The sequence below is a fragment of the Pseudoxanthomonas wuyuanensis genome (assembly GCF_900215535.1).
Lineage (GTDB): Bacteria > Pseudomonadota > Gammaproteobacteria > Xanthomonadales > Xanthomonadaceae > Pseudoxanthomonas_A > Pseudoxanthomonas_A wuyuanensis.
Genome location: NZ_OCND01000001.1, coordinates 531,968 through 546,751, shown reverse-complemented (window position 1 = coordinate 546,751; position 14,784 = coordinate 531,968). Strand labels below are relative to the sequence as shown.

The 14,784-nt window shown below is 66.2% G+C and carries 12 protein-coding genes; 9 read left to right on the top strand and 3 right to left on the bottom strand.

What is annotated here, in order from left to right; genetic code table 11:
- The first annotated feature begins 1 nt into the window (after position 1).
- The 8 genes from CRO39_RS02440 to pilH all read left to right on the top strand — a co-directional run bounded on the left by CRO39_RS02440 (position 2) and on the right by pilH (position 9,773).
- Positions 2 to 904 carry a GNAT family N-acetyltransferase gene (locus CRO39_RS02440; RefSeq protein ID WP_097120264.1) on the top strand — a complete coding sequence of 301 codons (903 nt, stop codon included), beginning with the start codon at positions 2 to 4 and terminating at the stop codon, positions 902 to 904.
- A gap of 244 nt (positions 905 to 1,148) precedes the next feature.
- On the top strand, positions 1,149 to 3,980 hold the full coding sequence (locus CRO39_RS02435) for a 2-oxoglutarate dehydrogenase E1 component (protein WP_097120263.1): 2,832 nt from the start codon (positions 1,149 to 1,151) through the stop codon (positions 3,978 to 3,980).
- A gap of 61 nt (positions 3,981 to 4,041) precedes the next feature.
- Positions 4,042 to 5,271 carry a dihydrolipoyllysine-residue succinyltransferase gene (gene sucB, locus CRO39_RS02430; protein ID WP_097120262.1) on the top strand — a complete coding sequence of 410 codons (1,230 nt, stop codon included), beginning with the start codon at positions 4,042 to 4,044 and terminating at the stop codon, positions 5,269 to 5,271.
- Between the two features lie 160 nt (positions 5,272 to 5,431).
- The gene (lpdA, locus tag CRO39_RS02425) at positions 5,432 to 6,868 is read left to right on the top strand and encodes a dihydrolipoyl dehydrogenase (RefSeq protein WP_097120261.1); all 1,437 of its coding nucleotides are present in this window, start codon (positions 5,432 to 5,434) and stop codon (positions 6,866 to 6,868) included.
- Positions 6,869 to 6,968: 100 nt separating this feature from the next.
- Entirely contained in the window at positions 6,969 to 7,562 is a 594-nt protein-coding gene (locus CRO39_RS02420) for an LOG family protein (RefSeq protein WP_097120260.1), read from the top strand.
- A gap of 266 nt (positions 7,563 to 7,828) precedes the next feature.
- Positions 7,829 to 8,230, top strand: coding sequence for a GIY-YIG nuclease family protein (locus tag CRO39_RS02415; RefSeq protein WP_097120259.1), 402 nt, complete (start codon positions 7,829 to 7,831; stop codon positions 8,228 to 8,230).
- Positions 8,231 to 8,285: 55 nt separating this feature from the next.
- Positions 8,286 to 9,281, top strand: a complete 996-nt coding sequence (locus CRO39_RS02410; RefSeq protein ID WP_097120258.1) for a YhdH/YhfP family quinone oxidoreductase — start codon at positions 8,286 to 8,288, stop codon at positions 9,279 to 9,281.
- Between the two features lie 105 nt (positions 9,282 to 9,386).
- Positions 9,387 to 9,773, top strand: a complete 387-nt coding sequence (gene pilH, locus CRO39_RS02405) for a twitching motility response regulator PilH (RefSeq protein ID WP_097120257.1) — start codon at positions 9,387 to 9,389, stop codon at positions 9,771 to 9,773.
- A 177-nt stretch (positions 9,774 to 9,950) separates the two neighbouring features.
- Here pilH and CRO39_RS02400 read toward each other — a convergent pair whose 3' ends face one another.
- Positions 9,951 to 10,838 (bottom strand): DnaJ C-terminal domain-containing protein, encoded by an 888-nt coding sequence (locus CRO39_RS02400; protein WP_097120256.1) that lies wholly within the window; start codon positions 10,836 to 10,838, stop codon positions 9,951 to 9,953.
- A gap of 294 nt (positions 10,839 to 11,132) precedes the next feature.
- Positions 11,133 to 11,576, bottom strand: a complete 444-nt coding sequence (locus CRO39_RS02395; protein WP_097120255.1) for an Hsp20/alpha crystallin family protein — start codon at positions 11,574 to 11,576, stop codon at positions 11,133 to 11,135.
- 144 nt (positions 11,577 to 11,720) lie between these two features.
- On the opposite strand from CRO39_RS02395, the gene CRO39_RS02390 reads away from it, so the two are divergent.
- Positions 11,721 to 12,200 (top strand): peroxiredoxin, encoded by a 480-nt coding sequence (locus CRO39_RS02390; protein WP_097120254.1) that lies wholly within the window; start codon positions 11,721 to 11,723, stop codon positions 12,198 to 12,200.
- 59 nt (positions 12,201 to 12,259) lie between these two features.
- Here the strand turns inward: CRO39_RS02390 and pbpC are convergent, their stop codons facing one another.
- Positions 12,260 to 14,632, bottom strand: coding sequence for a penicillin-binding protein 1C (gene pbpC, locus CRO39_RS02385; protein ID WP_097120253.1), 2,373 nt, complete (start codon positions 14,630 to 14,632; stop codon positions 12,260 to 12,262).
- Positions 14,633 to 14,784: the final 152 nt, after the last annotated feature.

Sequence of the window (14,784 nt, the reverse complement as noted above, 5' to 3'; positions counted from 1 at the left end):
GATGGCCGATTTCCGGGTCGAATCGATCGATTACGCCAGCGGCTGCGACGATCTGCGCCGGGTGCGCGAAGCGGTGTTCGTGCAGGAGCAGCAGGTGCCTGTGGAGGAGGAATGGGACGCCCTGGACCCGCTCTGCCGGCACGTCATTGCCCGCGATGCGTCCGGCCAGCCGATCGGCACCGGCCGGCTGACGCCCGAACGCAAGATCGGGCGGATGGCGGTGCTGGGCCCATGGCGCGGGCGCGGCGTCGGCGACGCCATGCTGCTGGCGTTGCTGGAGCAGGCCCGGCAGCAGCGCTGGCCGGAAGTCTCGCTGCATGCCCAGGTCAGCGCCGAGCCCTTCTATGCCCGGCACGGCTTCCTGCCCTATGGCGAAAGGTTCTGGGAAGCCGGCATCGAACACCAGTCGATGCGCAGGCGCCTTGGCGGCGCGGCCGCGGTGGAGCTGGCGCCGGTGGCGGTCGCCGCAGTGGTCGGGCTGGTGACCCAGGCCCGCCGCTCGCTGTCGATCTACAGCCGCGAGCTCGACCCGGGCCTGCTGGATCATCCGCAGGCGCTGGAAGCGCTGCGCCGCTTCGCTATCCGCGGGCGCGGCGGCGAGGTGCGCATCCTGCTGCAGGACGCGGCGGCTCCGCAACGCAACCTGGCGCCGCTGCTGGGGCTGGCCCAGCGCCTGCCCAGCGTATTCGCGTTCCGCGAGGTCTCCGACCCGGTCGATCGCGCCTACCCGTCCGCGTTCGTGGCCAACGATGCCGGCGGCTATTACTTCCGTCCGCTGGGGCATCGTTTCGACGGCGAGACCGATCTGGAAAGCCCGGGCCGTGCGCGCCAGTTGCAGGAGGAATTCGCCCGCATCTGGGAACGGGCACGCCCCTGCAGCGAGTACCGCGCGCTGGGCATCTGATCGCATGCAATGGCATGTCGCCGGGACAGCGCACCGGCGATGGGTGCGGAGCGACGGGCTTGCCGGCACGATAGGCGCCGATTCCGTGCGCCCGCCCTGCATCTTGCTCCTTTAGTCCTATGTGCGTACGCCCCTCCGCTGGCATACGGGTATAATTCGAAAATTGCCTTCCGTTCCGGCGAGCGGCCGTCATCGCCCGCCGAACCAGCCTCCCACCCCTACGCACGCCATCGCTATCGCCATCGTGGACAATCTCCTGAAGCAGTTTGCGCAATCCTCGCAGCTCAACGGAGGCAACGCCTCCTATGTTGAAGACCTGTACGAGCAGTACCTGGTCGCTCCCGATAGCGTCGGCCCCAAATGGAAGGCCTTCTTCGACGGCTTCAAGGGCCGCGAAGCCGGCGATATTCCACATTCGGTGGTCATCGAACAGATCAGCGGCGCCGCCCGCCAGGCCGCCAACAACGGCTATGCCGCCGCCCCGTCCGGCAGCGGCGATGAGCGCGAGCGCAATATCGGCCGCCTGATCACCGCCTACCGCTCGCGCGGGCACCTGGGCGCGCGGCTGGACCCGCTGAGCCTGAGCCCGCCGGTGAACCCGCCGGATCTGGGCCTGGATTTCCACAACCTGTCCGAAAAAGACCTGGACAGCGAATTCAGCACCGGCGGCCTGGCCGGCCAGCCGCGGATGAAGCTGCGCGATCTGCTGGCCCGGCTGAAGGCGACCTATGCCAGCTCGATCGGCGCCGAATTCATGCATATTCCGGAATTCGAGCAACGCCAATGGCTGTACCAGCGGCTGGAAGCGGCCGGCGGCAACTACGGACTGTCGCCTGACGACAAGCGCCGCACGCTGGAGCGGCTGACCGCCGCCGAGGGCCTGGAACGCTACCTGCACACCAAGTACGTCGGCCAGAAGCGCTTCTCGCTGGAAGGCGGCGATTCGCTGATCCCGATGCTGGACGTGATGATCCGGCGCGCCGGCGAAGGCCAGGTCAAGGACATCGTGGTCGGCATGGCCCACCGCGGCCGCCTCAACGTGCTGGTCAACACGATGGGCAAGAGCCCGCGCAAGCTGTTCGACGAATTCGAAGGCAAGTTCGAGCACGACAGCCTGGCCCACGCTGGCGACGTCAAGTACCACATGGGTTTTTCGGCCGACATCGCCACGCCGGGCGGTCCGGTCCATCTGGCGCTGGCGTTCAACCCCTCGCACCTGGAAATCGTCGACCCGGTCGTGGTCGGCAGCGCGCGTTCGCGGCAGGAACGCCGCGGCGACAGCGAGCGCAAGGCGGTGCTGCCCATCATCATGCACGGCGATGCCGCCTTCGCCGGCCAGGGCGTGGTGATGGAACTGTTCCAGATGTCGCAGGCGCGCGGTTTCGCCGTCGGCGGCACCGTGCACATCGTCATCAACAACCAGATCGGCTTCACCACCAGCGCCCGCGACGACGCCCGCTCCACCCTCTACTGCACCGACGTGGCCAAGATGATCGGCGCGCCGGTGCTGCATGTGAACGGCGACGACCCGGAAGCGGTGGTGTTCTGCGCCAACCTGGCGTACGACTTCCGCCAGCAGTTCAAGAAGGATGTGGTCATCGATCTGGTCTGCTACCGCCGCCACGGCCATAACGAGGCCGACGAGCCGGCGGCGACCCAGCCGCTGATGTACCAGACCATCCGCAAGCATCCGACCACCCGCGAGCTCTATGCCAGGCAGTTGGAAGCGGACGGGGTGATTGCGGCCGATCGCGGCAAGGCCATGGCCGATGAATTCCGCGCCAAGCTGGATTCGGGCGAGTTCACCACCGAGTTGGCCAAGGCCAAGACCGAAGACCTGGCGATCGACTGGTCCAAGTACGTGACCGGCAAGATCAGCGATCCGGTCGATACCCGGGTCAAGCGGCAGTCGCTGGAACAGCTGGCCAGGATCATCAACACCATTCCGACCGGCGTCACCCTGCACCCGCGTGTGGCCAAGATCTACGAAGACCGCGCCAAGATGACCGCCGGCGAACTGCCGGGCGACTGGGGCTTCGCCGAAAATCTCGCCTACGCCACGTTGCTGGCCGAAGGCCATGGCCTGCGCCTGGTCGGCCAGGACGCCGGCCGCGGCACGTTCTTCCACCGCCACGCCATCCTGCACGATCAGAAGACCGACAGCTGGTTCCTGCCGCTGCGGCAGCTGGTGGAACAGCCCGAGCAGGCCACCGTCATCGACTCGCTGCTCAGCGAGGAAGCGGTGATGGCGTTCGAGTACGGTTTTTCCACCACCGATCCCAACACGCTGTGCATCTGGGAAGCGCAGTTCGGCGATTTCGCCAACGGCGCGCAGGTGGTCATCGACCAGTTCATCGCCGCCGGCGAAGCCAAGTGGGGCCGTATCAGCGGCCTGACCCTGCTGCTGCCGCACGGCTACGAAGGCCAGGGCCCGGAACACAGCTCGGCGCGCCTGGAGCGCTTCCTGCAGCTGTGCGCGCTGGAAAACATGCTGGTCTGCGTACCGACCACCCCGGCCCAGTGCTTCCACATGCTGCGCCGGCAGATGCGCATGACCACCCGCAAGCCGCTGGTGGTGATGACGCCCAAGTCGCTGCTGCGCCACAAGCTGGCCGTGTCCAGCCTGGACGAACTGGCCAACGGCGAGTTCCAGCACCTGATTCCGGACGATGCCGCCGACCCGAAGAAGGTCAAGCGCGTGGTGGCGTGTTCGGGCAAGGTCTATTACGACCTGCTGGAAGACGCGCACAAGCGCGGCCAGGACGATGTCGCCATCCTGCGCGTCGAGCAGTTGTACCCGTTCCCGCGCGAGGCGCTGGCCGCCGAACTCAAGCGCTTCGGCAAGGCCACCGACGTGGTCTGGTGCCAGGAAGAACCGCAGAATCAGGGCGCGTGGTACCAGATCCGCCACCACCTCAATGCCTGCCTTGGCGACAAGCAGGTTCTGCACTACGCCGGCCGCCCGCGTTCGCCGTCGCCGGCCGCCGGGCATCTTGCCGAACATGTCGAAGAGCAACTGAAGCTGATCGCCGATGCGCTGGTCAACAAGCTCGGCGACCAGACCGTCGCCGAATAGGCGCCGGCTGCCCCGCAATTCGAACCATTACCCGATTAACACCACCAGGACGCCCCACCCCATGGCCACCGAAGTCAAAGTTCCGGTTCTTCCCGAATCCGTTTCCGATGCCACCATCGCCAGTTGGCACAAAAAGGCCGGCGACGCGGTCAAGCGCGACGAGAATCTGGTCGACCTGGAGACCGACAAGGTCGTGCTGGAAGTGCCGTCGCCGGTGGATGGCGTGCTGAAGGAAATCAAGTTCGCCGAAGGCGACACCGTCACCAGTTCGCAGTTGCTGGCGATCATCGAAGAGGGCGCCACCGCCGCCGCACCAGCCGAGGAAAAATCCGGTGAAGCCAAGCCCGATGCCGGCGCGCAGGAAGTCCAGTCCAGGGGCGCAGCCGCCCAGGCCGAAGCCAAGGCGCCGGCCAGCACCAAGCCGGCCCCGGTCGCCAGCGCCGATGGCCTGCCCCCGGGTGCGCGCTTCACCGCGGTCAGCCAGGGCATCGACCCGGCCAATGTCGAAGGCACCGGCCGCCGCGGCGCGGTGACCAAGGAAGACCTGGTCAATTACGCCAAGGCCGGCGGCGCCGGCAAGGCCGCAGGCGCACGCCCGGAAGAGCGCGTGCCGATGACCCGCATCCGCCAGCGCATCGCCGAGCGGCTGATGCAGTCCAAGGAATCGATCGCCATGCTGACCTCGTTCAACGAGGTCAACCTGAGCAAGGTCGCCGCCGCCCGCAAGCAGATCGGCGAGGAATTCCAGAAGGCCCACGGCGTCAAGCTGGGCTTCATGAGCTTCTTCGCCAAGGCCGCCGCCAACGCGCTGCAGCGCTTCCCGGTGGTCAACGCCTCGGTCGACGGCAAGGACATCATCTATCACGGCTACGCCGACATCTCGATCGCCGTATCGACCGAGAAAGGCCTGGTCACGCCGGTGCTGCGCAATGTCGAACGGATGTCGTTCGCCGACATCGAAAAGGGCATCGGCGAGTACGCGGCCAAGGCCCGCGACGGCAAGCTGGGCCTGGACGATCTGCAGGGCGGCACGTTCACCATCACCAACGGCGGCACCTTTGGTTCGCTGTTCTCCACGCCCATCGTCAATCCGCCGCAGAGCGCCATCCTGGGCATGCACGCCATCAAGGAACGCCCGATCGCCGAGAACGGCCAGGTCGTGATTGCGCCGATGATGTACATCGCGCTGTCCTACGATCACCGCATCATCGACGGCAAGGACGCGGTGCTGTTCCTGGTCGACATCAAGAACCAGCTGGAAAACCCCAGCCGGATGCTGTTCGACCTGTAAGAGCCAGGAACGAGTGGAGAGGAACGAGGAACGAGTAGATCGCCTCGCTCCTTGCACCCTGCTCGTTCCTCGTTCCTCGTTCCTCGTTCCTCGTTTCTCACTTCTCGTTCCTCGCTTCTCGCTTCTCGTTCCTCGCCCTTAGGCAACAAGGATTTCCGCAATGGCTGAACAATTCGACGTCGTCGTCATCGGTGCCGGTCCGGCCGGCTATCACGCCGCCATCCGCGCCGCGCAACTGGGCCTGAAGACCGCCTGCATCGATGCGGCGCTGGGCAAGGACGGCAAGCCGGCGCTGGGCGGCACCTGCCTGCGCGTGGGCTGCGTGCCTTCCAAGGCGCTGCTGGATTCCTCGCGCCAGTTCTGGAACATGAGCCACCTGTTCGGCGACCACGGCATCAGCTTCAAGGACGCCAAGATGGACGTCGAGGCGATGGTTGGCCGCAAGGACAAGATCGTCAAGCAGTTCACCGGCGGCATCGCCATGCTGTTCAAGGCCAACAAGATCACGCCGTACTACGGTTACGGCCAGCTGCAGCCGGGCAACATCGTCAAGGTCAAGCAACACGACGGCAGCGAAGTCGAACTCAAGGGCACCAACGTGGTGATTGCGGCCGGTTCGGATTCCATCGAACTGCCGTTCGCCAAGTTCGACAACGAATACATCGTCGACAACGTGGGCGCGCTGGACTTCACCGAAGTGCCCAAGCGCCTGGCCGTGATCGGCGCCGGCGTGATCGGCCTGGAACTGGGCAGCGTGTGGAAGCGCCTGGGCGCCGAAGTCACCATCCTGGAAGCGCTGCCGGACTTCCTGGCCGCTGCCGATGCCGAAGTCGCCAAGACCGCCGCCAAGGAATTCAAGAAACAGGGCCTGGATATCCGCCTGGGCGCCAAGGTCAGCAAGACCGAGATCGCCGGCAAGGGCAAGAAGAAGGAAGTCATCGTCAGCTACACCGACAGCGAAGGCGAGAAATCGCTGACCGTCGACAAGCTGCTGGTCGCCGTCGGCCGCAAGGCCGCGACCAAAGGCCTGCTGGCCGAAGGCACCGGCGTCAAGGTCAACGAGCGCGGCCAGATCGAAGTCGACGAGCATTGCCACACCGGCGTGGACGGCGTGTGGGCGGTCGGCGACTGCGTGCGCGGGCCGATGCTGGCGCACAAGGGTTTCGAGGAAGGCATCGCGGTTGCCGAGCTGATTGCCGGGCTGCCCGGCCACGTCAACCTGGACACCGTGCCGTGGGTCATCTACACCGAGCCGGAAATCGCCTGGGTCGGCAAGACCGAGCAGCAGCTCAAGGCCGAAGGCATCCCGTACAAGGCCGGCAGCTTCCCGTTCGCCGCCATCGCCCGCGCGGTGGCCATGGGCGAGCCGGCCGGATTCGTGAAGGTGCTGGCGCATGCCGAAACCGACCGCATCCTGGGCCTGCACCTGGTCGGCGTTGGCGTGTCCGAACTGGTCCACGAAGGCGTGATCACGATGGAGTTCAACGGCTCGGCCGATGACCTGGCCCGCATCTGCCACGCCCACCCCACCCTGTCTGAGGCCATCCACGACGCCGCGATGGCGGTGGACAAGCGTGCGATTCACAAGGCCAACTGACGGGTAGTAAATGGCGAAGGGGAAAGGGCGAAGAAAAGCGCCCTTTCCCTTTTCTGTTGAGCGCGCGAAGCGTGCAATCTATTCACTATTCACGGCTTCCATGAAAAGCATCTGCGTCTATTGCGGCTCCAACGCCGGCAGCAAACCCGCCTACAGCGAACGCGCCATCGCCCTGGGCGACCGAATCGCCAAGGAAGGGCTGCAACTGGTCTATGGCGGGGGCAACGTCGGGCTGATGGGCATCGCCGCCGATGCGGCATTGCAGGCCGGCGGCGAGGTGATCGGCGTAATTCCCGAGCAGTTGATGGGCTGGGAAGTCGCGCACAAGGGCGTGACGCGGCTGGAAGTGGTGGCCAATATGCACGAACGCAAGAAGCGCATGTTCGACCTGGCCGACGGCTTCATCGCCCTGCCCGGCGGCTTCGGCACGCTGGACGAGATGTTCGAAATGCTGACCTGGCGCCAGCTGGGCATCGGCAACAAGCCCTGCGCCTTCCTCGACGTGGAGGGTTTCTATGCCCCGCTGATCGGCATGATCGACCGCATGGTCGAAGAACGCTTCCTGCATCCGGATCAGCGCAACGATCTGTGGCACGGCGAAGATCTCGATGCGCTGATGCAATGGATGAAGGACTACCGTCCTGCGCAAGCGTCCAAATGGATCGATGAGAAGCGGCGGCAGTCGTTGCGGTAGCGCTGAGCCGCTGAGCCGCTGAGCGAAAAGGTTGACCTGGGCGCAAGACGCTGGGTCCCGGCTTGCGCCGGGATGACGGCGGTTGGAGATGGTCCGCCAGTAGGAACTATTGCTTCGGTTCCATCCATGGAGTTCAGCACGCTCGTATCACTTGAAAAAGACCGTCGTCCCGGCGCAAGCCGGGACCCAGCGTCTTTGCTCTCGCATCATCTTGGATAGAACGGCAGTATCCCGCTCCAAGAACGAGCGGCACCACGGAACACGCTATGCGGGAACGGATTCCCTGCGTCTATATCCTTGCAAGCAAGCGGAATGGCACGCTGTATATCGGCGTCACTTCCAATCTGCCCGCGCGCGTCTGGCAACACAAGAGTGACCAAGTATCGGGTTTCACTCGGCGCTACGGCGTGCATATCTTGGTTTGGCACGAAGCGCACGACAGCATGGAATCGGCGATAGCGCGCGAGAAAGCGCTCAAGGGATGGAAGCGCGCGTGGAAGATCGCGCTGATCGAAAATGCCAACCCGTACTGGCGCGACCTATACCCGGCCTGCGATAGCCATTGCCTGAAAGCCACGCTCCCCCGCAACTTCCGTTGTTCCGGCGGCTTTCAACAGCCGGATGGCTCACCAGGCCGGGCGCCATCGCCTTTGCATTCGGTGCAGTAAGCAGCAAGAATCCAAGCCACTGTCCCGGCCTTCGCCGGAACGACGAGCAATAGCGATGGCCTTTCCAACATCTTTCTCCGCCTTCCGCATCCACAACGACGCCAGCGGCTACCGCAGCGGCGTCGAATCGGTTTCCGTCGATGACCTGAGCGCGGGCGAGGTGGTCATCAAGGCGGCCTATTCTTCGGTCAATTTCAAGGACGCCCTGGCCGGCACCGGTCAGGGCAAGATCCTGCGCCGGTTTCCGCTGGTCGGCGGTATCGATGTGGCCGGGCATGTGGTGGCCTCCACCGATCCGGCCTTCAAGGAAGGCGACCCGGTGCTGGTGACCGGCTGCGGCCTCAGCGAAACCCGCGACGGCGGCTACTCCGAATACGTGCGGCTGCAGGCGCAGTGGGTCATCCCGCTGCCTACCGGCCTGGGCCTGCGCGAAAGCATGATCCTGGGCACCGCCGGCTTCACCGCGGCGCTGGCGCTGTACCGGATGCTCGACAACCGGCAGACGCCGGAACTGGGGCCGCTGGCCGTCACCGGCGCCACCGGCGGGGTCGGCTCGCTGGCCGTGGACATCTTCAGCCGTGCCGGGTTCCAGGTGCACGCGATCAGCGGCAAACCCGAACATGCGGATTTCCTGAAAGCCATCGGCGCCAGCGAGGTCCTGGGTCGCGACGCCCTGGCCACGCAACGGCCGATGGAAACCGCCCGTTTCGGCGGCGGCCTGGACAATGTGGGCGGTCCGATGCTGGCCAGCCTGCTGGCGCAGACCGCGCCTTACGGCAACGTGGCCACGGCAGGGCTTGCCGCAAGCCAGCAATTGGACACCACCGTCATGCCGTTCATCATCCGGGGCGTCTCGCTCGTCGGCGTGGCTTCGGCGGGAACCGCGCGCGGAATACGAGACGACATCTGGCGGCATTTGGCCGACGACTGGAAACCGGCGCATCTGGATGCGATTTGCACCCGGGAAACCACGCTGGACGGGCTTTCCGGGGTGTTCGACATGATGCTGGCGGGCGCTTCCCGTGGTCGTACTCTGGTGAAAATCGGGTAAACCGGACTCCCGTCACAGCAGGCGCCGGCACCGGCCGCTGGCGGCTGGCTTTTTGTTCCTCCAATCAGGCTCTACAATCGACGCGGGGACAACTTGGGGAACTCCATGGCACGTATTCTTATCGTCGACGATTCACCATCGCAATTGCTGGGCATCCAGCGCATCGTCGAAAAACTGGGGCATGAATCTCTGACCGCCGAGGATGGCGCCGCGGGCGTGGAAGTCGCCAAGCGCGAGTTGCCGGACATGGTGCTGATGGACGTGGTGATGCCCAACTTGAACGGCTTCCAGGCCACGCGTACGCTGAGCCGCGAATCCACCACCAAGCACATCCCGGTGATCCTGGTGACCACCAAGGATCAGGACACCGACCGCATGTGGGGCCTGCGGCAGGGCGCCAAGGCCTACCTGACCAAGCCGTTCTCCGAGGACGAACTGGCCGAGGTCATTGAACGCATCTTCAGCGCCAGCGAAGCGCCGCCGGCCGCCTGAACCTGCCCGTCCACTTTGACAATGCAGAAGAGCAGGCCCCGGCCTGCTCTTCTCGTATCCGCCGCCCCATCTGTAGGAGCGACAGCTCTCCATAGCCGAACAGCTGGTCAAGTCGCGATGAAGCGTTCCCGGTAAAGCGCCGTCGCGACTCGCGTCGCTCCTACAGGGCTGGAACGCTCAGCCGCTCTTTTCGCCGAAAGCCTTGGCCAGCTCGCGGTACGCCGCGCGCTGCGTCTCGCCGGTGGCGCGCGGCGCGGTGATTTCCAGTTCGACGATCTGATCGCCTGGCGGCGTGCCCGGCAGCCCGCGTCCGCGCAGGCGAAGCTTGCGGCCGGCATCGGAGTCGGCGGGGATCTTCAGATCGACCGGACCTCCCAGGGTCGGCACGCTCAGGGTTGCGCCCAGCGCCGCCTGCCATGGCGTCACCGGCAATACGAAAATGATGTTGCGGCCATCCACTTCGAACTGGGGATGGGCGGCATACTCGATTTCCAGCAACAGATTGCCGCCACCGGTGCCCTGCCCGCCCAGCCGGATGACCTGTCCGGGCTTGACCCCGGTCGGGACGCGTACATCCAGTTGCCTGCCATTGACGTTGACCCGCACGCTGCCGCCGTCGTGCACCACCTGCAGCGGCACCGCCAGCTTGGCGCGCGAATCGCGCGGCGGTTGCGGGCCGCGCGGCTGCGCTCCCTGCGCACGGCGTCCGAACAGCCCTTCGAAGAAATCGCTGAAGCCGGCGCCGCCACCGTTGCCGCCGAAGACTTCCTCGAAATCGAAGCCCTGGCCGCCGCCAAAACCGCCCTGCCCGAAATCCGGCGGCGGGCGGAACTCCTCGCCCGGACGGTAGCCGCGCGCGCGCAACTGATCGTAGGCCGCGCGCTTCTGCGGGTCGCGCAACGCCTCGTAGGCCTCGTTGACGGCCTTGAACTGATCCTCGGCACCAGCCTCCTTGCTGACGTCGGGATGGTATTTGCGCGCCAGCCGGCGATAGGCCGTCTTGATTTCGGCGTCGCCGGCGCTGGGTTCGACCCCGAGCACGGCGTAGTAATCCTTGAACTGCATGCAGACTCCGCGTTGCGCGACAGGGGCCGCATCGTTGCGAGGCAACGGCAGCGCCCGGCCAAGAAGGGCCCGCGACGCGAACGCCGCGGGCCGATTCTAGAGCGTGTTGTGTACTTTGAGGTGAGCGCGAAGCCGCTGGTAACGCGTAGCGACAAGACGGGCGCGGCTGCCCAGGCAGCCAGCCCGGGCAAACCGCGCAGCGCAATACCGGCGCGTCCCAGGCGACTTCCCGCAAGGCTGGCCGCCATTGCCGATGGCAATCATTGGGCCTCTGCCCTGCGGTCCGCGCCCTGTTTACTGCACCTGGATGCGGCGCGGGGTGGTTTCCGGCTTCTTGGGAATATCGATCTGCAACACGCCCAGCTTGCCGCTGGCGGTGATGCCGTCGGCATTGGCGCTGTCGGGCAGCGCGAAGCGGCGGTAGAACGTGCCGTGCGAGCGTTCCACGCGCGAATAGCGCTCGCCTTCCTCTCGCTTTTCGGCGCTGCGCTCGCCGCGCAGGGTCAGAATGCCTTTTTCCATATGGATTTCGATGTCCTTCGGGTCCACCCCGGGGATATCGGCCAGGATCACGAAGCGGTCGGCGTCCTCGCGGATGTCCACGCGCGGCACCCACTGGCTGGTGACGACGTTTGACTGGTCGCCTTCGCCGTCGCCGAGGAAACGGTCGAAGACCTGACGGATTTCTTCCTGCAGGCCGCGCGGATTGGCCCACGGGTTGTACTGCACGATACTCATCTGGTTTCTCCTGGTTAGAGCGCCGCGATGGTGGCGCCGCTCCACCCCACGTAGGTTTTTCCGGCGATTTTTCAAGCCCCTCACGTCCGCTGAAGGCAGTGGCGCTAAAATCCGTTCAGCTACCCTCTACCGCAGGCCTCCCGCATGACCATCCAGATTGGCGACCGCATCCCCGAAGTCATCCTCAAGCGCATCCGCGAGGGGGTGGAAACCATCGATACCCATGCCCTGTTCGAAGGCCGCAAGGCCGTGTTGTTCGCGGTGCCCGGCGCGTTCACGCCGACCTGTTCGGAGAAGCATCTGCCCAGCTACGTGCAGCATTTCGACCAGTTCCGCCATCGCGGCATCGACGTGTTCTGCGTCTCGGTCAACGACCCGTTCGTCATGCAGGCCTGGGGCAAGACCCAGCACGTCCCCGACGGCCTGCAGATGCTGGCCGACGGCAATGCCGATCTGGTCCGTGCGCTGGGCCTGGAAATGGACGCCAGCGCCTACGGCATGGGCACCCGCGCCCGGCGCTTTGCGCTGTACGTGGAAGACGGCGTCGTGCGCAACGTGTTTGTCGAGGCGCCGGGCGAATACCAGGTGTCGTCGGCCGAACATGTGCTGGAACAGATCGGTTGATGCCCGCCCCGTGAGAAAGGCATAGAGCGGAGCTTGCTCGGCTCTACAAGGCGATCAGCTCAGCGCAGCACGGCAAAGCGCACCCGCGTCCATGCGCCGCTGTCGGCCAGCGCGGTCAGCTGGTGCTCGCCGGTTTCCGCGAAGTCGCGCTGGAACGCCTGGGCGCCGCGGGTTTCGGCTATCCAGCGGCCATCCAGCAGCCATTGCACGCGGCTGTCGGTCCCCAGGGCGCGCAGTTGCAGGCGCACGCCGTGGGCGCTGCCTGGCGCGCGCGCCAGCCGGGCGTTGTCGTTCAGGCCCTCGATGCGCAGCTCTTCTGCCGCCTCGCGGCCATCGGCCGCGCAATCGGGCGACAGCGCGGGCAGGCGCGACGCCAGCCGGTGCTGTGCCGGCAACCATGGCGAAGCCAATGCCGGCCAGCGGGCGATTTCGGTACTGCGGGCCTGGTGCGGCCTGGCGCAATCGGCGGACAGGCGCAGGCCAGTGGCGGTATCCACGTCGAAACGCAGCCGGCCTGCGCTCCACAATCGCGCATCGCGCTCGGCAAAGGTCGGCGGCACCACGCCATCCAGCGTCCACGCCTTCATCCGGCGCTGGCACAGTTGCGGCGCGCCAGGTTCCGGCGGCAGCCCCAGCGGCCAGCAGATTTCGGTTTCGGCAACATTGGCCGGCGGCGGGTGCGGCACCGAATCGCCGCGCGCCCGCGGCAGGCTGTCGATGACCTCGAACATCAGCGGCAACGCGGTCACCGCCCCGTACTGCCCCGGCAGCGGGGTACCGTCCGGCCGCCCGACCCAGACCCCCACCGTATAGCGGCGGGTGCTGCCGATGGCCCAGGCGTCGCGGAAGCCATAGCTGGTGCCGGTTTTCCACGCCACCCGCGGACGCGAGCCGGTATCGAAGGTGCCCGTGCCATAGCCCGGCCGCGGATTGGATTCGAGGATGTCGCGGGTAATCCAGGCCGCACCGGCCGACATCAAGCGGCGGTCGGCACCGGCATCGGCCGGGGTATAGCGCACCCGGCCGGACAGCCCCTGGCGGTTGAGCGCGGCGAACGCGCCGACCAGATCCTCCAGCCGGGCGCCGGTGCCGCCCAGAATCAGCGCCAGATTGGGGCTGGCGCCGCGCGGATACTTCAGCTCCACCCCGCTGTTGGCCAACCGCGCCGAGAACCGCGCCGGCCCCACCCGCTCCAGCAGGTCCACCGCCGGCACGTTCAATGACAGCCGCAGAGCGGTGGCGGCGCCGACCGGGCCGTTGAAGGCGGCATCGAAATTGCCGGGCCGGTAACCGCCAAACGACTGCGGCGCATCGATCAGCAGGCTCTCAGAGTGGATCAGCCCATCATCCAGCGCCAACGCGTACAGGAACGGCTTGAGCGTGGAGCCCGGCGAACGCCAGGCCTGCACCATGTCGACGTGGCCCAGGCGCGCCTTGTCGCCGAACGACACCGAACCGACATAGGCCAACGCTTCCATGCTGGCGTTGTCGACGACCAGCAGCGCCGCCGAGGTGCGCTCGGGCAGTTGCGAGAAATACGCCGCCACCCGTTCTTCCAGCGTGCGCTGCAGGCCGGGGGCGATGGTCGATTCGATGCGTGCCTGGCCGGGCTGGTCGCGCCGCAGCCGTTCGGCCAGCAGCGCAGCGCTCATCGGCGACTGCAGCGAGCGTGCCACCACCGGCTCGATGCGCGCATCGGCAACCTCTTCGGCCGACCATACGCCTAGCGCCTGCATCCGCCCGAGCACCTTGTCGCGGGCGCGCTGGGCCGCTTGCGGGTGGCGGTCCGGCCGCAACCGGCTGGGCGATTGCGGCAACACCGCCAGTAACGCCGCCTCGGCCTGCGACAGCCGCGCAGCCGGCTTGCCCAGATACGCCCAACTGGCCGCTTCCACCCCTTCGATGGTGCCGCCGAACGGCGCCCGCTGCAGGTACAAGGTCAGGATTTCCGCCTTCGACAGATGCGCTTCCAGTTGCAGCGCCCGCAACAGCTGCTTGGCCTTGCCCCAGGGCGTGCGGCTGTGCGGATCCAGCAACCGCGCCACCTGCATGGTCAGTGTGGAACCGCCGGAAACGATGCGTCCGCCGCGCAGCCACTGCCCGCCGGCACGCAGCAGCGCCCACGGGTTGACGCCCGGATGCCGCCAGAACCAACGGTCCTCATAACTCAGCAGCGCCTGCAGATACAGCGGCGACACGCTTTCCGGCGTGGCCGGATAGCGCCAGACCCCATCGCGGTCGGCGAACGCCCGCAGCGGCGTGCCATCCCGCGCCACCACCAGCGTGCTGGTATCGCGCGCCTTGGGCAATGGCGGCGGAAACGCGAAATCCAGCGCCAGCAGCGTCAGCAGTAAGGCGACGGCGCTCCAGCGCAGGAAGGCGAGGAACGAGTGGAGAGGAGTGAGGAACGAGTGGAAGCGCGACTTCTTCATTGCCGGATTAGGTTTGTCGCGCCCTCGTGCGTTTCCACGGATGCGCGCGCGGAGCGAGGAACGAGTGAAGAGGAACGAGGAACGAGTGGAAGCGCGACTTCTTCATTGCCGGATTAGGTTTGTCGCGCCCTCGTGCGTTTCCACGGATGCGC